The organism is Pantoea ananatis PA13 (assembly GCF_000233595.1).
Lineage (GTDB): Bacteria > Pseudomonadota > Gammaproteobacteria > Enterobacterales > Enterobacteriaceae > Pantoea > Pantoea ananatis.
Map to the genome: position 1 here is coordinate 4,260,487 of NC_017554.1, position 26,234 is coordinate 4,286,720.

The 26,234-nt window shown below is 56.7% G+C and carries 22 protein-coding genes; 10 read left to right on the forward strand and 12 right to left on the reverse strand.

Features of this window, described 5'->3' with window-relative positions:
- Positions 1–16: 16 nt before the first annotated feature.
- From iucD to iucA, 4 genes are read right to left on the reverse strand one after another with little or no spacing between them, the layout of a single operon-like run.
- On the reverse strand, positions 17–1,351 hold the full coding sequence (gene iucD / locus PAGR_RS20145) for an NADPH-dependent L-lysine N(6)-monooxygenase (protein WP_014606884.1): 1,335 nt from the start codon (positions 1,349–1,351) through the stop codon (positions 17–19).
- Positions 1,352–1,354: 3 nt separating this feature from the next.
- Entirely contained in the window at positions 1,355–3,088 is a 1,734-nt protein-coding gene (gene iucC, locus PAGR_RS20150; protein WP_014606885.1) for an aerobactin synthase IucC, read from the reverse strand.
- Entirely contained in the window at positions 3,088–4,035 is a 948-nt protein-coding gene (iucB, locus tag PAGR_RS20155; protein WP_014606886.1) for a GNAT family N-acetyltransferase, read from the reverse strand. Before iucB ends, iucC begins: the two co-directional genes overlap by 1 nt.
- Positions 4,036–5,760 carry an aerobactin synthase IucA gene (gene iucA / locus PAGR_RS20160; RefSeq protein ID WP_014606887.1) on the reverse strand — a complete coding sequence of 575 codons (1,725 nt, stop codon included), beginning with the start codon at positions 5,758–5,760 and terminating at the stop codon, positions 4,036–4,038.
- 132 nt (positions 5,761–5,892) lie between these two features.
- Between iucA and PAGR_RS20165 the strand changes: the two genes are divergently transcribed.
- The 3 genes from PAGR_RS20165 to PAGR_RS20175 are packed head-to-tail and all read left to right on the forward strand — an operon-like array spanning position 5,893 to position 8,479.
- Positions 5,893–7,104 carry an MFS transporter gene (locus PAGR_RS20165; RefSeq protein ID WP_014606888.1) on the forward strand — a complete coding sequence of 404 codons (1,212 nt, stop codon included), beginning with the start codon at positions 5,893–5,895 and terminating at the stop codon, positions 7,102–7,104.
- Positions 7,105–7,119: 15 nt separating this feature from the next.
- Positions 7,120–8,010, forward strand: coding sequence for a siderophore-interacting protein (locus tag PAGR_RS20170; RefSeq protein ID WP_014606889.1), 891 nt, complete (start codon positions 7,120–7,122; stop codon positions 8,008–8,010).
- Between the two features lie 37 nt (positions 8,011–8,047).
- Positions 8,048–8,479 (forward strand): GFA family protein, encoded by a 432-nt coding sequence (locus PAGR_RS20175; protein ID WP_014606890.1) that lies wholly within the window; start codon positions 8,048–8,050, stop codon positions 8,477–8,479.
- A 35-nt stretch (positions 8,480–8,514) separates the two neighbouring features.
- Here the strand turns inward: PAGR_RS20175 and PAGR_RS20180 are convergent, their stop codons facing one another.
- Complete coding sequence (locus tag PAGR_RS20180) at positions 8,515–9,384, reverse strand: LysR family transcriptional regulator (protein ID WP_013024245.1); 870 nt, start codon at positions 9,382–9,384, stop codon at positions 8,515–8,517.
- Positions 9,385–9,482: 98 nt separating this feature from the next.
- Between PAGR_RS20180 and PAGR_RS20185 the strand changes: the two genes are divergently transcribed.
- Both PAGR_RS20185 and PAGR_RS20190 read left to right on the forward strand, forming a co-directional pair.
- The gene (locus PAGR_RS20185; protein ID WP_014606891.1) at positions 9,483–9,992 is read left to right on the forward strand and encodes a phenolic acid decarboxylase; all 510 of its coding nucleotides are present in this window, start codon (positions 9,483–9,485) and stop codon (positions 9,990–9,992) included.
- Positions 9,993–10,198: 206 nt separating this feature from the next.
- Positions 10,199–10,519, forward strand: a complete 321-nt coding sequence (locus tag PAGR_RS20190) for a DsrE family protein (RefSeq protein WP_014606892.1) — start codon at positions 10,199–10,201, stop codon at positions 10,517–10,519.
- A 10-nt stretch (positions 10,520–10,529) separates the two neighbouring features.
- Here the strand turns inward: PAGR_RS20190 and PAGR_RS20195 are convergent, their stop codons facing one another.
- Positions 10,530–11,765, reverse strand: coding sequence for an NAD(P)/FAD-dependent oxidoreductase (locus tag PAGR_RS20195; protein WP_014606893.1), 1,236 nt, complete (start codon positions 11,763–11,765; stop codon positions 10,530–10,532).
- Positions 11,766–11,950: 185 nt separating this feature from the next.
- On the opposite strand from PAGR_RS20195, the gene PAGR_RS20200 reads away from it, so the two are divergent.
- The 5 genes from PAGR_RS20200 to dsbG are packed head-to-tail and all read left to right on the forward strand — an operon-like array spanning position 11,951 to position 15,721.
- Positions 11,951–12,742 (forward strand): sulfite exporter TauE/SafE family protein, encoded by a 792-nt coding sequence (locus tag PAGR_RS20200; RefSeq protein ID WP_014606894.1) that lies wholly within the window; start codon positions 11,951–11,953, stop codon positions 12,740–12,742.
- A gap of 17 nt (positions 12,743–12,759) precedes the next feature.
- Positions 12,760–14,043 carry a bifunctional sulfur transferase/dioxygenase Blh gene (gene blh / locus PAGR_RS20205; protein ID WP_014606895.1) on the forward strand — a complete coding sequence of 428 codons (1,284 nt, stop codon included), beginning with the start codon at positions 12,760–12,762 and terminating at the stop codon, positions 14,041–14,043.
- 36 nt (positions 14,044–14,079) lie between these two features.
- Positions 14,080–14,505 carry a YeeE/YedE family protein gene (locus tag PAGR_RS20210; RefSeq protein WP_014606896.1) on the forward strand — a complete coding sequence of 142 codons (426 nt, stop codon included), beginning with the start codon at positions 14,080–14,082 and terminating at the stop codon, positions 14,503–14,505.
- Between the two features lie 15 nt (positions 14,506–14,520).
- Entirely contained in the window at positions 14,521–14,955 is a 435-nt protein-coding gene (locus tag PAGR_RS20215) for a DUF6691 family protein (RefSeq protein WP_013024238.1), read from the forward strand.
- Positions 14,956–14,968: 13 nt separating this feature from the next.
- Positions 14,969–15,721 (forward strand): thiol:disulfide interchange protein DsbG, encoded by a 753-nt coding sequence (dsbG, locus tag PAGR_RS20220; RefSeq protein ID WP_014606897.1) that lies wholly within the window; start codon positions 14,969–14,971, stop codon positions 15,719–15,721.
- A gap of 6 nt (positions 15,722–15,727) precedes the next feature.
- On the opposite strand, the gene PAGR_RS20225 is transcribed toward dsbG, so the two are convergent.
- The 6 genes from PAGR_RS20225 to PAGR_RS20250 form a co-directional block, all read right to left on the reverse strand.
- On the reverse strand, positions 15,728–16,744 hold the full coding sequence (locus PAGR_RS20225) for a substrate-binding domain-containing protein (RefSeq protein ID WP_014606898.1): 1,017 nt from the start codon (positions 16,742–16,744) through the stop codon (positions 15,728–15,730).
- A 29-nt stretch (positions 16,745–16,773) separates the two neighbouring features.
- Positions 16,774–18,183, reverse strand: coding sequence for a sucrose-6-phosphate hydrolase (locus PAGR_RS20230; protein WP_014606899.1), 1,410 nt, complete (start codon positions 18,181–18,183; stop codon positions 16,774–16,776).
- Entirely contained in the window at positions 18,183–19,553 is a 1,371-nt protein-coding gene (locus PAGR_RS20235; RefSeq protein ID WP_014606900.1) for a sucrose-specific PTS transporter subunit IIBC, read from the reverse strand. The genes PAGR_RS20230 and PAGR_RS20235 overlap by 1 nt, the downstream gene beginning before the upstream one ends.
- Positions 19,554–19,619: 66 nt before the next feature.
- The gene (locus PAGR_RS20240; RefSeq protein ID WP_014606901.1) at positions 19,620–21,137 is read right to left on the reverse strand and encodes a carbohydrate porin; all 1,518 of its coding nucleotides are present in this window, start codon (positions 21,135–21,137) and stop codon (positions 19,620–19,622) included.
- Positions 21,138–21,387: 250 nt separating this feature from the next.
- Positions 21,388–22,632 (reverse strand): MFS transporter, encoded by a 1,245-nt coding sequence (locus PAGR_RS20245; protein WP_014606902.1) that lies wholly within the window; start codon positions 22,630–22,632, stop codon positions 21,388–21,390.
- A gap of 49 nt (positions 22,633–22,681) precedes the next feature.
- Entirely contained in the window at positions 22,682–25,768 is a 3,087-nt protein-coding gene (locus PAGR_RS20250; protein WP_014606903.1) for a beta-galactosidase, read from the reverse strand.
- Positions 25,769–26,234 lie beyond the last annotated feature (466 nt).

The following is a 26,234-nucleotide window of genomic DNA, read 5'->3' on the forward strand; positions in this document are numbered from 1 at the left end:
CGTGCGAGGTTAAGGCTTACCCCAAGGACTCGGTATAGTTTTTAGTGGACGCAGCGCCATGCTGCGGTTTTTCCCGGCTGACGCTGCGCCACTGGATCAGGGCGGGCGGCGTGCTGAGATCGAACAAATCGCGCCCCAGTGCGCGATTCAGAATACGGGCGGATCGCCATGCCATCAGGCTGAGCTGAGGCTCCGCGATACCGTGGGTTTGCATACTGGCGTTCACCGCAAAGATGTTATTTTCTTTTGGCCCGTTCCACTCAAGCGTGAAGTCCTCACGCACGCTGAACGTGCACTCATCTTTCATAGTCAGGCGGCTCATCAGGGGGGAGAGCAGTTCTGGCAGCGCAGGCCGGTAGCCGGTGGCGAAAATCACCACATCGCATTCGATAAGGTCGTAGCCCTGGTCAAGCTGATGCTGCAACTGAAGCTGCCAGCCCTGGTGATGACTGTTGAGTTCAATGACCGAGCGGCTCGGCAGCAGGTGCGCATTGCGCGGCTGACGCTGCACTTCAAAGCGATGATACAGCTCGCGATAAATCGTCAGCAGGGAATCTGCCGTGATGCCGTCCGAGGTCATCTTCTGTTCAGCCAGCATTTTCTGTCGGGCAGCCTCGTTCAGACCGACAAAGCTGGAAACGTATTCTGGCGTGAAGTACTCGTTGGCAAAAGCGGCCTCATCCAGGGCGTTAAAATTGTTGCGGCGTGATATCCAACTGACCTCAGCCGGTTCGCCCCATTCACCCCGGAAGGCGTTGAGGAACAGATCGGCACCACTCTGACCGCCGCCAATCACCGCCACACGCTTGCCGCGCAGGTCGGGTTTACGCAGGCTCATTTCGCTGGCATGGAAACAGGTGGCGCTGATGCGGTTTACGCAGGGCGGCAGGTAGGGCTGCTTGCCAATGCCCAGACAGATGTTGCGGGCATAGCTTTCCCCGCCGTTACTGCGAATCACAAAGCGTTTATTGGCCTCATCAAAATCGATGCGTTCCACCGTGTGATTAAAGCGCAGGTTGTTCATGCCCTCGGCAGCCCAGCGCAGATAGTCGGAAAACTCATCGCGCGAGACGGTACGTAACTCGGTAGTCATAAAGCGGTAAAACTTTTTACGCTTCACCAGATAGTTCACAAAGCTGAACGGGCTGGTGGGCGCGACCGCGGAGACCAGATCTTTTAAAAACGAGGTCTGCATATGGCAGTCAGGCACCAGCATACCGGGATGCCAGGCAAAATCTGGGCGGCTGTCTAAAAACTGGCTGGTAAAGCCTTCAGCTTCGTGTGCCAGCGCCGCGATACTCAGGTTAAACGGGCCAATGCCAACGCCAATAAAATCAACAGTGTTTGTCATGATTCAGTCCTTGGTAACCAGCCACAGCGGGTTTTGCAGATTTTCCAGGTAATTGGGCAACATACGGCTTCCGCCGTCCTGATCGGGCCAGGTGAGTTTTACCGGGTTCAGCACGACACGAATGATTTGTGGCTTGAAGAGTGAGAAAAGCGCAAAACGCGCCGACAGTTGCGGATGGTCCTGCATATAGTCGCTCAACACTGCGGCAAGCAGTTGGTAAAAACGTCGTTCCGGAACGCCAAGGCGCGCCATTAACGGCGAAATAAAACGCAGGACCGTGACAAAATGGCCAGTCTGCAAATCATGAATCAAATAGTCAGCACTCAGGCGTGCCGTCACATCGCGGACGTCCTGAGGCAGAGAGTCCATCTCCGGAAAATCGTCCTTTACCAGACGCATATCGCCCTGAAAATCTTTCAGCAATACGCGCTGGGGTACGCCGTCTTTCATCGCCAGCGTAATATTTTGCCCGTGTGCGATCAGCGCCACGCCATAACGGCACAGCAGGTGATACAGCGGCACCACGGCCACGCGGAACATCTGACTTAACCAGGCCTCGGCGCTCAGGCCCGAGCGGGCAATGTAGGCGCCGATAAGCGGCTGGTTGTTTTCATCGCACTCCATCAGCGTGGCCATCAGAATTGGCGTTTCGTCCGCGTGCAGCCAGCGCGACGGATTTTCACGCCAGATCACGCCCAGCATTTCCTGGTAGCGATAGGGGGCTTCGGGCAACGCGCCGTAGCCGCGATGGGAAACATAACCGGCGGCCGGCTCGCCCAGGATCACCGCCCCGCTCTGCTGCAGCGTCGTGTCGGTGGCAAAGACGTTTTGTAGCCAGCGGGAGGCCAGCGGGCCCGCCGCGATATATTTGCCCGGAATACCGCGATAGCAGGAGGTGTTGTAAATGGTAAGCGGCAGTTTGATATCCAGCCCGCCCTGACGGCTGGCGTTGGTCAAGGTGCGCAGTGACTGTTGCGCCAGCCAGCGATCGCCAAATTCACCCAGCGACAGCATATTGCCCGTGGCCAGATCCGCGACAAAATCGAGCGCGATTTTTTGCTGCCACTGCCAGGGATGCACCGGCAAAGGCAGCCAGCTGTCGTCCAGCCCCTGCGCCTGCCAGGCCTCGGTGAAACGCGTATATTCGGCGCTGTCCATCGCGGCCTGCAACAACTGCTGGATGTCCAGCTCGCTGTCGCAGCGCCAGACCATATGCTCACGCTTTACCGCCAGCCAGTGCAGGCGGAAGGTATTCATATATTCGGGTGCGTAGCGCGCCAGCGCCTCTTGTCCCCATCCGCGACGGCCTTTATTAAAGGCAAACTTGGGATGGCCGCTGAGCAGGCACTGCAGGCGGTCGGCATCCATATCAATCAGCGCATCGGCACTCATGCCCTGACGTGCCTGCATAAGCTGAAGATCGCCGCGCAGCGTGGCATAGAGATCCTGCATATGTTCCGCCACCGTGGCATCGCTCATCGACAGCACCGGCTGTAGCTGGCACAGCAGCGTCTGGGCCAGTACCGGCTCATCCGCACAGCGCAGGCTTTGTGCATCAATCCATAACCAGCCCCAGATGCCCCGCTCGGCGGTGAACTGCCATTCGGCACCCGGCAGACTGATGCAGTAACGGTTGTCGCCCTGCGGCTGAGCCTGAAAGACCTGCTCGTACTCCAGCTCGGCCAGCATTTTTGCCACCAGCTGACGGTTAACGGTTTCCCATGCGTGCGAATTCATCACAGGCCCACCTCGCTGAAGAAACGGGCGCGCTGGGTCATCACCAGGCGAGAGCGCTTGTGCGGAAAGTCGAACTCTTTCACGGTGGTATAGCCCGCGGGTTCAAGGTGACGAAACAGGCGCTGATTATCCGCCCGCGGTTCCAGCACCAGGCGCTGGGTTTGCGGATTATCCAGCAGCAGATAGTGGCTGATGCCGCGCAGCCAGCTCTGCACAAAGTGCGGCCCGCGCCACTGCGGCTCACCCACCAGCAGATGCAAACCGCGATCGTACGGCTGCCAGCTGTAGTGCCGCCCGATACGATCTTCCGCCGCCCAGTAAATTTCAAAGTAGCTGAAGGGCTCGTCATCAAAACAGCCAATCAGCGGAAAGGCATAGCTGCTGCCGAGCTGGCGTTCAAGATAGGCGGTCTGAGTGGCCAGCGATCCGCTCTGCTCCCAGAAGTAATCCACGCGCGGATCGTTCATCCAGCGGGTAAACGCTTCGGCATCCCGGGCAGGATCGGCCACGCGGAAGCTCAGCGTTCGCCGTACGCGCGGATCGTAACGGCGATACACTTCGCCATCAGGTCGCGCTGGGCGCTGGGGAAAATAGATCTCACGTTCGGCATCAAATACCATCTCGCCGGAGGCCTGCTGACGAGGCGCAGACAACCACAGCGGCAGTTGCCAGAACGTCTCGCGGTGGACGATATCGCTTTTCAGGGCCGCAAACAGCGCCAGCGCCTGAGGCTCTTCACGCCACTCTGCGAAGGGCAGCACCACGGCAGAAAGCTGCGGGGCAGCGATAAACATCTGATCCAGCGCGTCACGCAGCCAGCCTTCGGGCAGTGGACCGGCAAAATGCAGCACCGCACTGTTGTCCTGTCCCCAACCCAGATTCAGGGTTTTTCCTGACTTTTCGCAACGCAGGCCGTGGCCGCTGTGAACAATCGTTGCCTGAGACATTTAGCGCTCCTGAGACAGCAGTGGGTTGATGAAGTCGAAGTAGATCACCGACGGATCGACGATGGTGTTTTCATTGTGATCGTGCAGGTAACAGAAGAAGTTGCCCTTGACGTTCCAGTGCGGGCTTTCCAGCACGTAATCCAGGCAGCCCTTGTGCGTGACCTCGTTACGTAGCGCACTTAACGCATCGCGTACCCGCGCCATCAAATGGGTTTCACTGTCCATGCCCGCCGCGCCCAGTGCCGCCGTGACGGCAAAGGTAGAATTCACTAACAGGTAATAGGGGAAGTAGCGCAGCAGCTGCTCGCGACTAAAGACGTTTTCCGCCTGCGCTTCGCCAATCATGTCCAGCCAGCCTGCGGCGTGAGGCATAAAGGCGCTGCCCTGGCAGTCGCGATAAATCAGGCCAACCGGCAGGTCCTGCTCCATTTCCACCAGGATATTTTGCTGATGGGCTAACAGCACCAGGCCGTAATCGGCTTCGGCGGTAAACAGGGGCTTCAGCACCTGCTGACAGTAGGCGTCGACCCAGGCATGCGCAGCCTGTTTTTCGCTGATGTGCAGGCGCTGGCTCAGGCGCTTTACTGCGGCAGACAGCAGTGAGTCGCCGCCGTCCGGCGCGGACTGCGTCAGGGAAACCAGCACGTTGGTCTGGCTCTGCGGCCTGTCGACAATCAGGTTTTCACGCAGTGCGAACAGGCTCTCTTCCATAATCGTGCCCTGCGCATCGCGCAGTCCGGCCCAGCCATCTTCCTGCATCACGCGAAACGCCGGGAAGCGTGCCTGCATGTCCTGCCAGCGGTCGGTCTGCGCCAGACGCGCCAACCGCATGCCGCGTTTGACCTCTTTGACCGACAGGGTGCGGACGGAGTTTGTCAGCCGCACGCTCAGGGAAAACTTGATCATGTCGCGGCTGGTCGCGCAGTACAGCGAACGCGATGAGGTGGTGGGCAGCCAGGGCGCACCGGCTTCACCCAGGTCAGTAACCAGGCCTTTTTCCACCAGTTGCTGACACCAGGTCTGCTGGAGCAGATAGTCCGCCTGCCAGGGATGGAGCGGGAACAGCCACTGCCGATCGGTTAGCGCATGCAGTAACTGCGGCGCGTTTTCTGCCGCAAAGCGCGTCAGGCGCTGCTGCAACGTCAGCTGCAGGCTGTCACCCGCCAACTGGTCTTTATCCACCGCAAACCAGCGTAACGGAAAATGTGGCGCAAAATCAGGCAGGTAACGTTCGGCCTGCTGCTGCGTAAAAGGTTCATGTGATTTGGGTGCCGGATGGAAGGCGTGCCCGACCAGCAGGGCCTGCTCTGCTTCGGCAAAGTTCAGGGCTTTCTCACGCAGGCCTCGCCAGTCGTGGCGGGCAGCCGTTGCCTCAGCGGTATGCACATGGCTTTCCATCACGCGCTGGTAAAACGCCTCACAGCCGGGAGCGGGCAGCTGTTGCTGATGTTGCAGTTTATCGACAATCAGTCTGGCAACGGTGGCGAACGTCACCGTCTCGCTGCCACGGTGAGTGACCAGCCGGGCCGGGAAGGCAAAACGGTGATGCTGGGTAGGAGAAAAGTAAGCCACCTTAAAGTGTAGGGCCTTTTCTTCCGCCAACGGAATCACTAACTCGGCGGGTTCACCCTGGCTGAGTCGCCAGTCCTTGGTTTCACGGATCAGGGAATTCAGGAAGCACTGTGCGGCCACATCCCAGGATCCATTGTGCGTCGATTGAATCATTATCAAACAATTTCCAGGCGTTATGATAATGCGAATTCTGCCGATAACAGTTCTCATTATCAACGACAATTGTTAGAATTGGCGGAATAAATTTTACAAATACATACAACAAAGATACGGGTTAGCAACATTGTGACATCTCTTGAACTGACCGCTACGCCACAAAAAGCCTTACCTAACTGGCCTTTAGCATTAAGCGCCGGACTGCTGGGCGTCGGACAGAATGGTTTGCTGGTGGCTATCCCGATGCTGGTTGCGCAGACCAGTTTAAGTCTTTCGGTCTGGGCGGGATTGTTAACGCTCGGCTCTATGCTGTTTTTGCCCTCATCGCCGTGGTGGGGAAAACAGATTGCGCGTCTCGGCAGCAAACCGGTCGTGCTTTGGTCACTGGCCGGTTATGGCGCAAGTTTTTTGCTACTCGCTATGGGCTGCGCACTTCTTTCCACGCGGGCGGTCAGTGCTCCGATTGGATTAGGTATATTAATTATTGCCCGGGTGATTTATGGCCTGATGGTATCGGCGATGGTTCCGGCGTGCCAGGTCTGGGCGCTAAACCGTGCCGGTGAAGGCAAGCGCATGACGGCGCTGGCGACCATCAGCTCCGGTCTGAGCTGCGGCAGGCTGTTTGGCCCGCTGTGCGCTGCCGGAATGTTAGTTATTCATCCGATGGCACCGCTGGTGTTACTGGTCGTTGCGCCGTTGCTGGCGCTGGCTATGTTGTTGCCGTTGCGCGGTACCGAGCCACAGCCTGCGGTGGCGCGCAGGAATGCCCACCTGCGCATTGATTGTCTGCCCTATCTGCTGTGCGCTCTGCTGCTGGCGGCCACGGTGAGCCTGATGCAGTTGGGCTTATCCCCGGCACTGGCCAGACAGTTTACCGGTGATACCGCCGCAATCAGCCATCAGGTTGCCTGGCTGCTGAGCGTGGCGGCCATCGCCTCACTGGGCGCCCAGTTTATGGTACTGCGACCCCAGTTACTGACGCCGCTTGCGCTGTTGCTGAGCGCAGGGCTGTTGATGTCTCTGGGTCTGGCGATGATGCTGAGCACACCGCTCTGGCTGTTTTACACCGGCTGTGCCCTGCTTTCGTTTGGTGCTGCACTGGGTACGCCGGCTTATCAGCTGCTGCTAAATGACAGGCTGGCAGACGGTGCCGGTGCCGGCTGGATAGCCACCAGCCATACCTTAGGCTACGGATTGTGCGCGCTGCTGGTTCCCCTGGTGTCGCAGTCACAGGGCGCAACGGCGCTGATCGCTGCCGCATTCAGCGCTGCCCTGCTGTTCGTGGCGATGTCAGGTGTGATCTGGCGTGCACGTCGCCGCTCAACCTTATCGGCTCATTAACCAAAAGGAACGACGATGGCTGAAGCCCATAGCTACCGCCTGTTTGACGTAAAACTGGCACGCAAGCGTCATCTTTCTCCCTCAATGCTGAGCCTGGTGTTCAACGGGCCTGACGTGGCGCAGATGAAGTCTGACGCGCCCGATCAGCGGATCAAAATTTTGCTGCCGGCGGAAGATGGCAGCATGCCTGCGCTTCCCAATGATGGCGAGTGGTACCAGACCATTCTGTCGCTGCCAAAAGAGAAGCGTCCGCTGTTGCGCACCTATACGCTGCGTCATCTCGATCCTGAGCGCCAGGAGCTGACGATTGAGTTTGTCAGCCACGGTACGGAAGGCCCGGCATCGGCCTGGGCAATCAATGCTGAACCGGGTGACAGCCTGGTGATCGTTGCGCCCAATGCGGCCTGTGAATCTGACAGCGGCGGATATGAATGGACGCCGCCGGATGCGCTGCGTAATGCGTTACTGATTGCCGATGAAACCGCATTACCCGCGGCGAAAGGCATTCTGGAAAGACTGTCCCGACAGGAAAACCCGCCTCGGGTTCAGGCCTTTTTTGAAGTCCCGGATGCGGAAGATTGCGTCGATCTGCACGCCTATACCTTTGCCGACATCGTCTGGTTGCCGCGAAAACCTGCATTTGCTTCACACGGGGAATGCCTGGTTGAGGCAATAAAATCCCGGGTTAACGTTCCCGATGGCGGCCACCAGCAGGACGTGCAGGAAGAGGCAGAAGGCGAATTGCTGTGGGACCGTGCTCAGGGCCGCAACACGGAATTTTACGGTTGGGTAGCGGCCGAATCGACCGTGGTGAAGCTATTACGCCGCCACCTGATAGGGGAGCGCGGCGTCGATCGCGACGCGATTAACTTTATGGCTTACTGGGCCAAAAAGCGGGCACACTAAACACCGCCTTAGGGTTGGCGCATTCAGGGAAAAAAGGATGATTTCTGGACGTTGTTTATGCGGAACGGTCGTTTTTAAGCTGGCTCAACAACCCAGCCATTTTTACCGCTGTCACTGTTCGCTGTGCCGCCGTCAGACCGGTACCGGCCATAACCTGGCCACGCTGGTGCATGCCGATCAGTTTAGCTGGCTGGCCGGTGAAGCCGATATTAGCAGTTGGCGTCGCCCGCAGGGATACCGTAATGACTTCTGCAGGCACTGTGGCTCGACGGTGCCGAACCTGTTGCGCGGCCGCCCCCTGATCTGGCTACCGATTGGGCTGTTAGATGAAGACCTCGCGTTGCAGTGCGCAGGCGATTTCTGCCTTGAGGATGCAATGTCCTGGGACGTTCACGAGGTAAAAAACGGATATCCGCACGCGCCAGATTCGCTGGATGCCCTGCTCCTTGCGTTGAACGGTGACAAATAGCCCCTGAAGACGCGTTCCTCATCGCGATCCCTCTGTCACGAACGGGTGGCGTTTTTCAGCAGATCGAGCAGGGTAACAATTTGTGGATCCAGCGTCAGGATGTCTTTCTTAATCAGTAAGTGCAGCGGGGTGGCACGACGAACGCCGTGCTGTAAGGGCAATATTTTTAGTGTTCCCTGCGCCAGTTCATGTTCGATGCGCTCGAAGGGGATCCAGCCATAACCCACCTGGTGCACCACCGCCTCTACCGCTGCCTCAATAGTCGAAAACGACCAGTAATCGCCATTGCTGCTCTCATCCTGCACGGTGAAATGTTCCCGGTCGGCAATGCGAATCAGCGGATACTGTGCCAACCGTTCTTCATCCAGGATGCCGCCATGCTGATGCAAGGGATGGTCGCAGTGCGCCACGGCGACGAAATCCACATTCATCAACCACTCTCCCCGCCCGGCCATATCCTGGCGCTGGGTCACCACCATCACGTCGGCCTCGGCGTAATCGGTGTTGGTTTCCAGCACCTCGGTCAGGTTGATCTGAGTATGAGGATGGCATTGCTGAAAAGCCTTAAGGACGGAAAACAGTTGTCGACGCGGAAAGATGCTGTCAACCACCAGATCCAGCTTTGTTCTGACGCCGCTGCGTATTGATCCCGCAAACGCCTCCAGTGAATGAAAAGCTTTCAGTAGCGGGCGCACCTGCGCCAGCAGCAACTCGCCTGCGGGCGTCAGCACCGCCTTGCGCCCCTCTGCATGTAACAGCGTAATCCCTATGCGCTGCTGCAACATAGCAAGGTTATAGCTGACGGATGACTGACTGCGGTTGGTCAGACTCGCCGCTCTGGCAAAACTGCCCTCTCGCACCACCTTGTCCAACAGGCTCCACTGCTCCAGTGTGGTTTTATGCATAACCCATCCAATTTTTGAATCAATTTCATCATAAATTAGCGTTTTTAATTCACAAAGTGAATGGGTAAGCTGGTTTCAACCACAGAGGAGAACAAATAATGAGCAAATTCAACAAACACAATCTTGACGGTTTCATCGGTAAACATCTGGTTTATACCTATGACAATGGCTGGAATTACGAGCTGTATATTAAAAACGAAGACACCGTCGATTACCGTATTCATAGCGGCATGGTGGGCAACCGCTGGGTGAAAGACCAGCATGTCTATATTGTCTGCGTCGGTGAAGACATCTATAAAGTGTCCTGGACTGAACCGACCGGCACCAGTGTCAGCCTGATTGCCAACCTGGGCGACAAGCTGTTTCATGGCACCATCTTCTTCCCGCGCTGGGTCATGAATAATCCTGAACGCACCGTCTGCTTCCAGAACGATCATCTGGACGAAATGGCGCAGTACCGCGATGCCGGCCCGACTTATCCAATAGAAGTCATTGATGAGTTCGCGACTATCACCTTTGTCCACGATGCGGGAAAAAATAACGATGACGTGATAGCCTGCGCGGCGAGTGAATTACCTGCCAATTTCCCTGAAAATCTGAAAAAATAATTAGCTATTAAAGGGGTAACTCCCCTTTTTTTAAAAAAAAGACGCACACAGCAATTTCGAATTTATCAGAGCCGCTATTTTTCTTTTTTTAGAAATCATCGTCGACGACATATTTTCTTTCACTCATCACATTTATCCGATCCTCACGCTGTTTTATTCTGAGCCATTCGTTTTTCGCCCGTCGCGATAACAACCTGAGGCCCAGAATGAAAATCATTTTGCATGTACCTGATAAAAATCGCATTGCTCACGCCCTGGCTAATGCTGGCAATCTGCTTAAAGAAGAGGATTTTGACGGGGATATCGCCATCGTTTTTAATGGCGACGCGGCAGGTGATGTGACTGGCAGGACGATTTCAGATGCCCTTAAGAAAGCGCCGAGCGTGACGCTGTTACTCTGCAATAACGCCCTCCGGGCACAAAATATTGACGTCAGCATGCTGCCATCCCACTTTCGCGTCGTGCCCGCCGCCATAACCTACATTATTGAACAGCAGTCGCGGGGCGCTTTATACGTTCGCCCCTGAACGGCCTTCACTACAGGGGTTTACTTTTGGCCAACCACTCAATACCGCGCAGCATACCAGCCCAATAAAAGCGCGGTAAAAACCAGGCCTTTAGCCACCATGCTGCGCGGCTGGGACGGGCTGAATGGAGCGGAAAGGTCGGCAGCAGGCGGTTGCCATAACCAAACTCAGCCAGCACGACTTTGCCTTTCTCCACGGTGAGCGGACACGAACCGTAGCCATCGTAACGCGTTTGCGGGATCGCCCCGTTAACGACCTGCCTCAGGTTTTCGGCCACGACCACGATCTGTTTACGCGCCGCTGCGGCCGTCTTGGCGTTCGGCGTTGAGCAGCAATCGCCCAAAGCAAAAATATCGGGCCAGCGGCTGTGCTGCAGTGTTTCTTTATCGACATCACACCAGCCAGCAGCATCCGCCAGACCGCTTTCGGCAATAAAGTCTGGCGCAGCCTGAGGCGGGACAACATGGAGCATATCGAACGGCAGGGTGACGTCACGCGTGCTGCCGTCGGGATCGGTGAGAGTAAACGTCGCCTGCTTATTGATTCCATCAACGGCGGTAAGCGTATGTCCAAAATTGACCTGCGCCTGGTATTTCTCCAGATAGGCCTCCAGCGGCGGAACAAATTCGGGCACGCCAAAAACGACCTGACCTGCCAGGCAGAACTGAATGTTGATCTGTGCCAGACGGTCCCGTCGCAGCCAGTAATCGGCGGAGAGATAGAGCGCCTTCTGCGGCGCACCCGCGCACTTTATCGGCATCCCAGGCTGGGTAAAAATGGCTTTTCCCTGCTTCAGGTTTTGCACCAGTTCCCATGTATAGCGCGCCAAATCGTATCGGTAGTTTGACGTTACGCCGTTGCGGCCCAGGGTTTCACTCAGGCCCCTGATTTTATCCCAACGCAGCATCAGACCGCTGGCGATAATAAGATAGTCGTAACCTATTTTTTGGGCTGTCGCTGTTTCAATATATTTCAGATCAGGTGAAACATGCGTCACGGCATCGTGAATCCAGTTCACGCCCGACGGAATAACGTCACTCATGCGTTTTCGGGTTTTTTCAGCGGAAAATAATCCGGCACCCACCAGTGTCCAGGCAGGTTGATAATCATGTTCTTCCTTTGGCTCAATTAGCGTTATTTTGATGTTTTTAATGCGTTTCTTAATACTTGCGATGACGCCAATTCCAGCTGAGCCACCACCAATAACAACAAGATGCGGGTGATGGGGATTATTTTTATCATTCATGCAGGCCTCCCTTTTATTTAACCGTAGTGGATAGCAGCACAAATATAAAGCAAATCAATAGACTTTAAAGTTATAAAAAAAAACCCTTATAATATTTAGCTATATGATATAGCAAAAAGAAATAATGAGTTGACAGTCATTTTTACGACCTCTTTAATAGCGTAAAAATAACGCCAGGAATGAAAATGATCATTCAGGAATTCACCCATTTTTCAGCCCTCACGGTATGCCTGTTAGTTGTAACAGGCATCGCCGTAGGCTTTTTTCTGGCGCTGACCGGCGGCGGCGGATCGGTCATGTGCGTGCCGCTGCTGCTGTATCTGGTGAAGGTGCCCGACACGCATCGGGTCATCGGCACCAGCGCCATTGCGGTGGCGGTCAGCGCCCTGATCAATCTGTTTGCCCATAGTCGTAAAGGCAATGTCAGATGGGCAACGGGTGCGAGAATTTCAATTGTTGCGGTCTGCGGCGCACTGCTCGGAGCCGAACTGGGAAAAATCGTCAGTGGACAATACCTGCTACTGCCGTTTTCCCTTTTGATGTTCACCGTGGCGCTGATGATGCTGAGAAAACAGTCTCCTTTGCCCGGTGCCTCCGCGCCAGACAGGCACTTTGCCCCCACTATCGTCTGGGGAAGCGTACTGCTGCTGGGCATACTGGCCGGATTTATGGGCATCGGAGGAGGATTTTTAGTGGTGCCCGCGCTTGTCTGGTTGTTCCGCTTTCCCATGGTGGAGGCGATAGCAACCTCGCTGATGGTGGTGTTCGCCATGGGGATCTCGACCAGCGCAAGCTATGCCCTGGCGGGCAAAGTCTCTGTGGTGATGACAATCTACCTCATTGCTGGCGGCCTGCTGGGCGGCTTAGTCGGTGTCGCGGTGGCCAGCCGGCTGAAACACAATGCGCGCGCGATCAATGCCGTCTTTTCAGCCATGTTGATCGTGATGGCCTGCTACATGTTGCTTAAAAATCTCTGAATAAACGGGAACAGGTTATGAATATCCGCCATTTTAATGCGCAAATCGCGTTTTCCGATGCACCACTTGCAGAGGATTTCAGCCAGTTGCACCAGTTGGGCTTTGAGGTTGTGGTTAATAATCGGCCTGATGAGGAAGAAGGCCCCTTTCTGCCTCATCAGCAGGAAAAGGCGCTGGCTGAGCAACTGGGCATGGACTACGTCTATATGCCCTTCACCTTTGACACACTGAGCTGGGAAGACGTTGAGGCTTTTCATCGTCGGGTTAAACGCGGTGCAAAAATCTTTGCACACTGTCGGAGTGGTGCGCGATCGCTTAGCCTGTTTTTACTGCATGAGTTACGCGAAGGCCGGATAGATGAGGCCGAATTTCGGGCTACCTGCCAACAGTTTGGTGCCGATGCCGATAAGCCCCTGGCCTGGTATGCAAACAGGCTGCGCCATCCGCCTCATGCAGAGGTGTACCATTTCTATGAACCCGAGAGCGGAAGCCTGCAATATGTGATTGCTGACGGACAAACCCGGCGCTGCGCCATCATCGATCCGGTGCTGGACTTTGATCGCCGCTCGGGAGCGGTATCCTGTCAGCAGGCCCAACGCATACTGGATTTTATTCAGCAAAAAAACTGGCAGGTTGCGTGGGTTCTGGATACCCATCCTCATGCCGACCACTTCTCTGCCGCCGCCTGGCTGGCCGGGAAAACCGGTGCGCCTACCGGCATCGGTGAAAAGGTCACTGAGGTACAAAGGCTGTGGCAAACTCTCTATAACCTGCCCGGCCTGACGCCAGCTGAGAAAATCTGGGACACCTTATTCAGGGACGGCGAGGTGTTTTACATCGGCAATCTGCGGGGTGAAGTCATTTTATCTCCCGGCCACACGCTGGCGTCGGTGACCTATCACATCGCCGACTGTGCTTTTATCCACGACACGTTTTTTATGCCCGACAGCGGCACAGCGCGGGCTGATTTCCCCGGCGGCAGCGCTGCCGTATTATGGGACAGCCTGCAACGCATTCTGCAGTTACCTGACGACACACGTTTATTTACCGGTCATGATTATCGCCCTGACGGGCGCGACGTGCAGTTTGAAAGCACGGTACGTGAGCAGCGGGAAAACAACCCGTGGGTGGTTGATCAACATCAACAGGATTTTATTGCCCGGCGGCAGCAGCGTGATGCCACGCTCCCGCTGCCAGAACTCATGCTAATGGCCCTGCAGGTGAATATTCACGGCGGGCGATTACCTGAACCCGAGAGCGACGGCGAGCGCTATCTGAAAATCCCGCTAAACCGCTTTTAACGCATGACGTAAGCACTGCACTGGGAAGGGTGGATAATGCATATTGACCTGATTCATTTTACTCCGTGGCAAAGCCTGGTGGGTGGGCTGCTGATTGGCGCGGCGGCGGGCATGCTGGTGCTGTTTTGTGGCCGCATAGCCGGTATCAGCGGCATTCTGGGCGGTCTGCTTAATCGCCGCTCATCAGACAAGCCCTGGCGGCTGGCCTTTATTGCGGGTCTGGTCCTGTCGCCGCTGGTGTTCCAGCTGTTCAGCGCCCTGCCCACCATTGAAACTGAAGCGTCATGGGGACGTCTGGTATTCGCCGGCGTGCTGGTGGGATTGGGTGTTCGCCTGGGCTCGGGCTGCACCAGCGGTCACGGCGTATGTGGATTATCGCGGCTGTCACTGCGCTCACTGGTGGCGACGCTGGTCTTTATGTTAACCGCCATGCTGACCGTTGGCGTGATGGGCCACGGGTGAATATCAGGAGGAACAATGGCCGTTTTATTTTCTCTGCTTAGTGGGCTGTTATTTGGCACGGGCTTAATCGTCAGCGGCATGGCGAACCCGGCCAAGGTTCTGGGTTTTCTGAACATTACCCGCGCCTGGGATCCCTCTTTGGCGCTGGTGATGGGCGGCGCGATTACCGTCGGGCTGGTGGCCTTCTGGCTGGCCTCCCGACGTGAGCGTCCGGTCTTTGGCGAAACCTTTCATCTGCCCGGCCAGCGTGCGCTGGATAAAAAACTGATCGCAGGGGCTATGCTGTTCGGGATTGGCTGGGGGCTGGCTGGCATCTGCCCCGGTCCGGCGCTGGTGCTGCTCGGCGGCGGAGTGCTTAAGGGCGCAGTGTTCCTGATCGCCATGCTGGCAGGCATGCTGCTCTTTGAGTGGCTCGACAGCCGCACCGCCTCACTTTCATCACGACGTTAAGAGACAGGGATTAATGAAAACGTTCAGGATACTGCTTTCCGCACTGCTGTTGAGCAGCACGACCCAGGCGGCTACGCTGCCCGCCCCCGTCCAGCAAATTGAAAGGCAGGGCGTGGAAATCATCAAACCCTTTAAGGCACCCGGCGGGGTTCAGGGCTGGCTGGGTCAATATCAGGGAACCGGCGTCACCATTTACCTGACGCCAGATGGTCAGCATGCGATTTCGGGCTATATGTATGACGCGCAGGGCAATAACCTCAGCGAAAAAATCATCAATGATGAAATTTATTTGCCCGCCGGACGTGCCATGTGGAAGCAACTGCAGGCCATGCCGGGCATCAAGGAGGGAAGCGCTGAAGCCCGCTGTCAGGTCGTGGTCTTTGCCGATCCGTTCTGCCCCTACTGCCGGACCTTCTGGCAGCAGGTGCAGCCGCTGGTACAAAATAACTCGCTCAGCATCAAAACCCAGCTTGTCGGCATTCTCAAGCCCGAGAGCGGACGCTACGCGTCTGCCATTCTCGCGGCGGCCGATCCTGCTAAAGCCTGGCAGGATTTCGAACGCTCGCAGGGTAAAAATAAGCCGGCCTTCCCGGACAGCACGCCGCGCGCGCTGTTTGATCAGATTCAGCATAACCAGGCGCAGATGCAGGCGTTAGGGGCCAACGGCACGCCCGCTATCTACTACCTGAATCATGAACAAAAGCTGCAACAGATTGTTGGCCTGCCTGATAAACAGCAGATGGCCGATCTGGCCGCCTGTAGGTAAGCGGCGTTAACGCGCCAGAGATGAACGGTAGCGCAGCCTGGCGGGCAAGATAATCTGTTTGTCCGCAGGTTCCTGCCCCTGGATCATTTGGCTAATCACGGAAAAGCACTCCTGCGCCAGGCGCGGTACGTTCTGTTCTACGGTATCGATATGCAGTGACAGCGAATCATACAGGTAGTGATCGTCGAAACTGGCTATGTGAATATCACTCTCCAGCAGATGGTGCTGGCTCATATAGCGCAGCACCCCTTCCAGCAAACCGCAGGCGGCGGTAAACAGCGCCTTAGGTGGCCTGCCAAGACGGGCACACAGGGCCGCAAACATTTCATAGCCGCTGCTGGGATGGTAGTTGCCCTGAATAATCCATTCCGGCCGGGGACTTACTCCCGCCCGCTCCAGCCCCTGCATAAAGCCGGCCAGACGATCTTTGGTCGGCGACAGTCGTGGCTGCCCGCCCAGGAAATAAACCTCATCGGGATGAGCACGCGCCAGGCGCTCTACCAGCTCGGCGGTCGGCGTAATCGAATCGGTGATCACCAGCGGCAAACTGCTGTTATTCACGTGGCGGTCAAACAGCACGACCGGCAGCTGTTCACTCAGCTTCAGATAGTCGCTGTCGCTCTGCTGACTTGAGGCGACGATCAGGCCATCAACCTGACGCGAGACCAGGTTGTTAACCACCAGCGTTTCCTGGCTGGCATTTTCATCGGTACAGGAGATCAGCAGCTGTAGCCCGGCTTCACGGCAAAGGTTCTCTAGCGCGTGAGAGAAAACGGCGAAACCGTAGTTGGTGATCTCCGGCACCACCAGCCCTAACGTATGGCTGCGGTTTTCGCGCAGCAGACGGGCATGGATACTGGGCAGATAGTGGTGCTGTTGCGCAAGAGACATCACGCGTTCGCGCGTCTCTTCTGCCACGCGCAGCTCTTTACCGCGCCCGTTGAGCACCAGGCTGGCCGTGGCTTTTGACACCCCGGCCAGCGCAGCGATATCACTGATGGTCACGCGCTTTGTTTTTTTCACGTCGGTGCTTCGTTTAAGGAAACAAGGGCTTATTCTACCATGCAGGATCGTAACGACCAGTAGCAGGCAGTGACTTCTGCGCTGCCGCTCAGGCGTAAACGGGCAGGATGCTGCGGGAAGTAGCGACTACTCATCACGCCTTCGCCGTCATTGATAAAAATCTCGACGCTGGAGTGATCGCACAGAATATGCAGTTTGCGCGCGCTGCCGCACCAGTGACGATAAAGCCATTCGCCGTTTTCCAGACTGCGGCGTGCCAGACAAAGCGTCTCCTGATGCCAGCTCAGCCGGAGCGTATCGGCAAAGTCCAGCGTGATATCGCCGCCGGACGTCAGCACCAGCTCAAGACGTCGGGCCGCCATCTCCGGTGCGCCATCCGCAGGCCCGCGATAGCGTTGCTCGTCCAGCCGCAGCGCCTGCAGCTCGGCCACCGGCTGCTGATAAAGCCGCCCGTCCCGCTCGGTCAGCTCACGTATACAGGTCATCTGATGAATCCAGCCAAACGCCACGGTGGGCTGGCGCATTTCTTCGCCGTCCGGCACGCCCATCCAGCCCACCAGCAGCCTGCGCCCGTCCTGGGTTAACGTGGTTTGCGGGGCATAAAACTCAAAGCCGGCATCCAGTTCATTAAAGGCACCGTGCGAGTAATGCGCGTTCTCATAGTCGAGCGTACCGCTGAGCCATGCGCAGGGATGGGTATTCAGATAGCGCTTATCTTCCCGGGGAATGCCCTGCGGGCAGCAGATCAGAAACGTCGAGGCTCCTAGGGTGAACATGTCAGGGCATTCCCACATATAGCCCGCCGCGCCTAATCCGCCCAGGCCACTTCCCGCTATTTCGCCCAGGTTCTCCCAGTGGCGCAGATCGCTGGCGCGCAGTAACAGGACTTTGCCCTGTAACTGCGCGTCCTGCGCGCCCAGCACCATGTACCAGTACCCGCCATGCCGCCAGACTTTGGGGTCACGGACATGACCGGTGTAGCCTTCAGGCAGCGGGATAACCGGCCCCAGCTTGTCGAATCCGCCCTCACCGTTCTGCACGGCCAGGCACTGCCAGGCGGTACGTGAGCCGTCCTCAAATTTAACATTCCCCGTGTAACACAGGGTTAGCTCGCCATTGTTGTCCACCGCACTGCCGGAATAGCATCCGCTGCGGTCATACTCTTCATCGGGCAACAGCGCGACCGGCTCGTGTTCCCAGTGCAGTAAATCCGCTGAACGCCAGTGGCCCCAGCATTTGTGCTTGTGCTCGCAGGCCAGGGCATTCCACTGATAGAACAGATGGTACTGTCCGTTGAAGTGGATAAAGCCATTGGGATCGTTAAGCAGCCCGGTAACTGGCGCCAGGTGCCAGCCCGGATAGTGGCTGTCCTCCCGCGCCCTGGGCTGGCCTTTCATTACCGCCTTAAGCATGGCGGGGAGCAGGTTTTTCAGGGCCATTATTCAGAATCCGTTTTGTACTTGAGCAGGAAAGCGATGACAAAGGCGACACTAAAGGCGATCACCATACCAATAATATAATTCAGCAGCGAACTGGCCTGAACAATGGCCATGCCGGGTAAGCCAGTCAGCCCCACTGCGGTCATATAGACCTTAACGGAAACCACCCAGGCACCGCCGATGGCACCACCGATCAGTCCGGCAATAAACGGCTTCATAAAGCGCAGGTTGATACCAAAGATGGCGGCTTCGGTAATGCCCAGCAGGGCCGAAAAGGCTGAAGGCAAGGTAATGGCTTTGATTTTAGGATCCTTGGTTTTAAACCACACCGCCAGACAGGCACCGCCCTGCGCCACGTTGGCCATCGCCCAAATCGGCAACAGGAAATTGACGCAGATTGAAGGATTACCCAGCAAGCCCGCTTCAATGGCGTGGAAACTGTGATGCACGCCAGTAATCACGATAACGGAGTACAACCCGCCAAACAGTAATCCGGCCAGCCAGCCAGCATGAGCAATCAACGTGCTGAGCACGAAGGAGATGCCGTCACCCAAGGCACGCCCCGCCGGACCAATAATCAGCAGCGCCACAAAGCCAGAAATAATTACGGTCAGGAACGGCGTCAGAATCAGGTCGAGCGCGTCAGGGATGATGCGCCGTAACTGTTTTTCCAGCAGGCTCATAAACCACACGGCCAGCAACACCGGAAACACCGTGCCCTGGTAGCCGATCATCGCGACTTCAATCCCAAAGAAGTTCATGGTGTGGAACCCGGACGCCACGCCCCAGGCATTGGTCAGCGCCGGATGGGTCAGGATGCCGCCCAGCGTAGCCCCCAAAAACGGGTTACCGCCAAACTCACGTGCTGCCGTAAAGCCGATCAGGATCGGCAGAATAATAAACGCCGCCGAACTGCACATATCCAGCATGATATACAGGGCATTTTCCGGGTTCACCCAGCCATAAGTTTTGACCATGCCCAGCAGGCCCATGAGCAGGCCGGACGCGACAATGGCCGGAATAATTGGCACGAAAATATTCGAGAGCAAACGGGCGATGCGCTGGAAAGGATTGAGCTTGCGGGCCGCGATATCGGCGGCTTCAGATTTACTCGATTCACTGATCCCGGCTTCGGCGACAAAGGCGGCGTAGACTTTGTTGACCACCCCGGTGCCAAAAATCACCTGCAGCTGTCCGGCATTACGGAAACAGCCTTTTACCCCGTCGATTTTTCCGATCGCGCTGGTATCCGCTTTGGCGTCATCGACCAGCACCAGCCTGAGCCGGGTCGCGCAGTGCGCCGCGCTGGCAATATTCTCTTTGCCCCCCAGCAACGGCAGTAATGCACGGGAGATTTGTACGAAATCCATAAAAAACCTCTGTTTTATCGTGTGATAGTGTCGGCCCGGCTGAAACAGCCCCGCAGGGCCGACTGATCAGAACCAGGTTTCCATTTGTACGCCGAAGTTCCACTCACCGCCCGCTTCAAAGCCGCTGCTGCCAAAGGCATCGCCGCGCGCGTAGTTATCCAGTCGGTGGTCCCAGTCCATCCAGGTGGCAAAAAGGCGAATTTCCGGACGTTTGAGGAATTCACCCACGTTGCTGGCCTTCAGCGTAGGCGCAACGGTCAGTTTGTAGAAATTACCGTTGACCGCACTGCGCTGATTAAAGCCCTCTGGTCGCAGATCCATATACTGATAGGTAGCTTCGTACTGCATTTCAAAGTTCTCGGTCAGCCCCTGAATCAGGCGCATGTTGGCGGTGGCCCACTGATAGCTGTCGCCCTTGACGTAACGATCCTTACTGCTTTGCGCCAGCACCGCCGGGGCGATATGCCAGCCGCCGCCCAGCGGGGTAATCCCGTAGCTGGCCAGCCGCCAGGTATCGGCATCCGGTAACAGTGCCCCGTCTGAACCGATAGCTTTTACCTCTGCACCTAAGCCGTGACCGTACAGCACGGCCGTTTTCGCTGAACCCTCGCGCAGGCCATAGAAGCTGTCGTTATGCAGCCCCACCAGCGCATGTAACCCGGTGTTCGCGGCATCGCCCTTCACCTTCAGGCCGTTCACATCCAGCCGGTCGTCGTTATCTTTCGCCCGCATGCCGCTCAGCATCAGCTGGAATGGGCCGTAGAAGTTGTTAGCCGTCAGAATATAGTTCTGTGCGGTGTTGTCGTTGTTCTCGATATCGCCAAAGGTTCGTCCGTAAAGCGACAGATTGCTGTGAGCCTGATCGCTCCACTTCATGTCGTAAATACCTGCTCCGGTACCGGCGAGAAACACCACATCGGAGTCGATCCAGTGGATATCGAAATTATCCCGGTCAAAGCGTTTACCCGCCCAGACGGTCGTGTCTTTGAACGCGCCGGTAAAGGTCGGGAGCTGGCCCAGCTCGACAAAAGCCTGACGCAGATTGAGGTCGCTGCTGGATGCCGTCCAGTCGTTATAGGTGCGCTGGCCGTCGGCCAGCATCGCCTTGAAGCGGGTCGTTGCGCCGTTTTCCAGCGTTTGTTTATGTTCCAGATTCAGCTCTACGTAGGTATCAGGTTCGTTACCTAAGCGGCCGACGTGCCCGCCGGTTTCCCCGGCAGGCGTCACGGTCGGGCCGCCCTGAGTTTTGGTCGCCGAGCTGTTCATCAGTAGCCCGGAACGGGCATAGCCGTGAAATTCGAAGCCGTCTTCACTGCTCGCTTTCTGCTCCAGCTTCGCCGTGCGCTGTTCAACCTGCGTCGCGGTGGCCTGGCTTTTCTGCTGTGCGCGGGCAAGCTGCTGCGCCTGTTTTTCTGCGGCTTCTGCGCGATTCTCTGCCGCATTCGCCCGCTGCTCTGCGGCCTGTAACCGCTGCTCCAGTGCCGCCAGCCGTGCTTCAATACTGCTCATGCTTGGTTCTGCTGCCAGAACCGGCCCCGCGCTCAGTAGCAGCCCAACGGTTACGGCAAGTGCCTTTTTATTCATCGTTTTACATCCCAGAAAAGGTAAGGGTAGTGATGCTGTCTTTTGCTAAACCGTTTTAGTTTTCGGATGATATTCATCGATGTATTTTCAGGCAAAGTAATTTGCTAAACCGATTTTATGAATGTGAGACAGTTCGCAAAACGAAGCGGCGACGAGGCGAAAAGGGGGAATGACGTGATGAAAAAAACGCGGTCGGCAAGCAGACAACCGGATGCGTCATGACGCCTGTCCGGTTGTCTTGAGGAAGGGATCAGGCAGCCTGACGACGTAACAGCGTCAGCGGTCCCGGCCCGCTCAGAGTGAAAACGGAGATCAACGTAAAGGCCATCGCAATAGAGCCTAGCACCAGATAGGCGCCATGGAAGCCAATACTTTCATACATGTTACCCGCCAGAACCGACATGAATATCATCGCTAACTGTTTGAAGAAGCAGAAGCACACCAGATAAATGGTGGCGGAGAAGCGCACTTCAAACTGGCTGGTGATGTATTTAAAGCAGCCGACAATCAGGAAAGGGATTTCAAACATGTGCAGCGTTTTAAGAATCACCACTTCCACTGCCGTGGTGGCAAAGGAGGAACCGATAATACGCACGGACATGATCATGCCTGCCAGCAGCAGGGCGTTCTTGCCGCCAATGCGGTTAACGATCAGCGGAGCAAAAAACATGATGGACGCGTTCAGTAATTCACCCAGGGTGGTCACATAGCCAAATACCCGCGTACCCTGTTCGCCTGTGGCAAAGAATGAGGTAAAGAAGTTAGCAAACTGCTGGTCGAACACGTCATAGGTACAGGACACGCCGACGACATACAGGGATAAAAACCACAGTTTTGGCTGCCTGAACAACTCCAGCGCCAGCTTCAGGCTGAACGCCGAGTGATTCGCTCCCACCGCCTGCGCAACCGTCGCGGATGACGATGTGCTGGTACGGGAGAAGAACAGCAGCAGCGCCAGAATCACGGCACAGCCCGACCCCAGCCAGAACACAAACTGGTTATTGATGGTGAACATGATCCCGACGATGGAGGCGCACAAGGCCCATCCTACACAGCCAAACATGCGCGCCCGGCCAAATTCAAAATTGCTGCGGCGGCTGACTTTCTCAATGTACGCTTCAATCGCGGGTGCCCCGGCGTTGTAGATAAAACCCAGGTAAATACCGCCAACAATCGAGCCCGCCAGAATATTCACCTGTAATAGCGGCCCAAAAACGTAAATAAAGAAAGGTGCGAACATCACCAGCATACCGGTGATAACCCACAGCAGGTGTTTGCGCAGGCCGAGCTTATCGGACAACAGGCCAAACAGCGGCTGAAACAGCAGAGAAAACAACGAAATACTGGCAAAAATAATGCCGGTATCCCCTTTGCTGATATGGTTAATATCATGCAACCAGATGGGGAAGAACGGGAAATAGGCACCCATGATGAAAAAGTAAAAGAAGAAGAAAAAACCAAACAGCCAAAAATTCGTGTTTTTTAAATAGTACATATTGGACGTCCTTACGCGAGAGTCAGGCAGGCGCAAGCCTGCCCGCTCATTATTTTTGTTGCCCCCAGATAAACTGGTAGCTGTAACGTCCTGCACTGAGCAGGAATTCCGGTGATACCGACGGGCTCCAGGAATCGTCACCGCCGACGCCCATGTGGAAGCCATCAATATTGAGCCACGTGCCCGCCTCAGGCCGTAACAGGTGGCGATGGCAGGTTTCCATCAGCTGTGTCTGGCTGTAGCGACTGATGTTGAACTGGAAATCGCCACGCCACTGGTGCACACCATAGTTGAGTTCACGCGTGCCGCAGCGCAGGCCGTTTTCAGTGGGGAAAACATACGGGGTGTACATTTCACTCAGCGGTAAATCCCAGCGGTCGAAGCAGGCAGAGGTCAGGCGATCCGGGTAATTTTCATGCGGCCCCAGGCCTAACCAGTTCACTCGCTCGACGATCTGGGTGAGCTGACAGCTCATACCAATGCGTGCCGGATAAGGCGTGCCGCTCGCGATCTCCACGTTGACCGTCACCGCCATCTCGCCAAATCCATCAATACGGTACGCTTTACGGCTGATAAACAGCGTTTTGCCCTGGAACTGCCAGGCATGGACGGTGTTGATCACGACGGCGTCGGAGAGCGCTTCGGCGGTGCACTGCAGGGTGGTGACCTCAGACTGATAGTGCCCCGCCGCTTTCCAGCGCTCGACCCAGGCATTAGGGTCGATGCGCGTGACTTCGCTGACGCCGATATCGTTATCCAGCGGCGCACGGGTAAACTGATCGCGCAGCGGCGACAGGAGCTGCGGCTGATCGTCGATCCAGTACTGCGTGAGCACGCCCTGCTGACGGCTGAATGCCCAGCGTTGGTTGTTCACCGCCACGCTGAAGGTGTCTTCGCCGCGGCTGAGCTGTGGCGCACTCGCCGCCTGAGGCGGCAGGGCCACATTCAGGATCGCCTCCAGTGGCCACTGCTGCCAGGCGCTGATATGACCGGCTTCTGACCAGGCCGTCGGCTGAGGCTGTTCCACCCGCACCGTCAGCCAGAGCTGGCCTGCAGATTGAGGCAGCGGCACCTCCGGGAGTGCGATCTGCTGGCGGCCCTGTGGCGCGATATCCAGCGTGACTTCACCGGCGGCCAGCAGGTTGCCATCCTGAGCCACCGACCAGTGCAGGATTTCATTATCACTGTGGCGGAACAGGTATTCGCTGGTCACTTCCAGCGTGCGCTCGCTGCCCGGTAGCAGCCTGAACTGGAAGAACTGCTGCGCATGGCGGGCTTCGTAGAGCGAGGGATGGGGCGTCCGGTCGGCAAAGACCAGCCCGTTCATGCAGAACTGGCGATCATTAGGCGTATCACCAAAGTCGCCACCGTAGGCAGCCCAGGGTTCGCCGTTATCGTCATATTTTATGAGCGACTGATCGACCCAGTCCCAGACAAAACCGCCCTGCAGGCGAGGATACTGACGAAATGCCTGCCAGTATTTTGCGTAGCCACCAAGGCTGTTTCCCATGGCATGAGCATATTCACAGAGAATAAGCGGACGCTGCTCGCCTGGCATAGACAGCCATTTTTTAATGGACCATTTCGGCACGGCCGGGAAAGGTTGATCCTCATCGACCCGCGCATACATCGGACAGATAATATCGGTCGCTGCGGTATTGGCCCCGCCACCTTCGTACTGGACCGGGCGGGAAGGATCTTCACTTTTCAGCCAGCGGTAGAGCGCATCATGGTTAGCACCGTGGCCCGATTCGTTACCCAGTGACCAGATAATAATGCAGGGGTGATTACGATCGCGCTGCACCATGCGCGTGACGCGCTGGCTCATGGCGGGAAGCCAGACGGGATCGTCGCTCAGGCGATTCATCGGCACCATGCCATGCGTTTCGATGTTGGCTTCATCGACGACGTACAAGCCGTAGTGGTCACACAGGCTATACCACAGGGGATCGTTAGGGTAATGGGAGCAGCGCACCGCGTTGAAGTTATTCTGCTTCATCAGCAAAATATCCTGCACCATAGTGTCACGATCCATCACCTGACCGCGTTCAGGATGATGCTCGTGGCGGTTGGTGCCGCGGATTAGCAGTGGCTGACCGTTGAGCAGCAGCAGGCCATTTTCGATGCTGACGTGACGGAATCCCACGTCGCAGGCCTCCGCCTCAATCAGCGTACCGTCCGTCCGGTGTAACTGCACAACCGCCCGGTAGAGATGCGGCGTTTCCGCACTCCACAGCGCAGGGTTAGCAACGTTGATGCACAGCGTTGTCCGATCGCTCCACGCGCCGCGCTCGTCAATAATCGCGCTGCCCAAGGGCGACGTCGCTTCTCCGGTTAGCGTGTCACCCGCGAAGAGCTGCACGCTGACCCGTAAATCTTCATCCAGTGCTCCGGCAACCCGCACCTCAGCTTCCAGCCGCGCACGACTGAAATCGTCATTGAAATGCGTACGAATGCGCAGATCGCGAAGATGGCTGGCAGGCTTATGCAGCAGGGAAACATCGCGGAAAATACCACTCATGCGCCACATATCCTGATCTTCCAGATAGCTGCCATCGCTCCAGCGCAACACCATCACCGCCAGGCGATTTTCACCTTCGCGCAGAAATTCGCTCAGATCAAATTCAGACGGCAAGCGGCTGTCCTGCCCATAGCCCACCCAGCGTCCGTTGCACCAGAGATAGAAGGCCGAATTCACGCCGTCAAAAATAATTCGGGTTTGTCCATGTTGCAGCCAGTCTGCATCCACATTAAATGTGAGCGAATAACATCCCGTAGGGTTTTCAGCCGGAACGCGCGGGGGATCAACCGGAATGGGATAGGTAACATTGGTGTAAATCGGAACATCATAGCCCTGCATTTGCCAGACTGACGGCACGGTAATCGTCGCTGCCGCCTGCAAATCCTGGGTGCGCCAGCTATCCGGCACCGCCTCGGGCGCAGGGAAAAAGGCAAACGTCCATTCGCCGCTCAGGCTTTTTCGCTGCGCCGATGGCGCGTTGTTATGGGCCGCCTCAGCGCTGCGCCAGCTGTAAAACGGCGGATGGGCTTCCAGCCGGTTATGTTCGCTGACGCCGGGGTTTTCCCAGTCGCGCCGGGCGAGTACGGCCGCTAATGAATCTCTGTCCAGGGTCATGGCAGTCTCCTGCGTAAAATTGTTATCCGCTCACATTAAGATGACATTACGAGGCCGGAATGGGGATGTAAAGCAACGAAGGGCGAATGAGTGAACTGCCTCACAGCAAAGCGGGATCGGCAGTGAGATTTATGAGCGGGGTCGCTGTCTTGCCGGCCCCGGTCAGGATGCGCGAACGGGGAGCGCTGACAACGGGCAGATGGCCGCGGGAACAGATCAATGCGCGAAAAGGCTCGGCATGATGGGGCAACAGTAAAGCTTGCGTTGCGGTGACAGACAAAGCCCGACCACGCTTTATGCCGGCAGGCGGTTCATCCTGAGCGGCCGGGTCATCAGCGTGGACAGGGGCTGATCGCTCTGCCCGATCTGAGGTAACGGGCGCTGTCCCCTTTAGTGATGACAGGCCCGCTGGATGAGCGGCCGACCCCGTTCGGCGCTGCACCCGCTGACTGACCGGACACAGGCG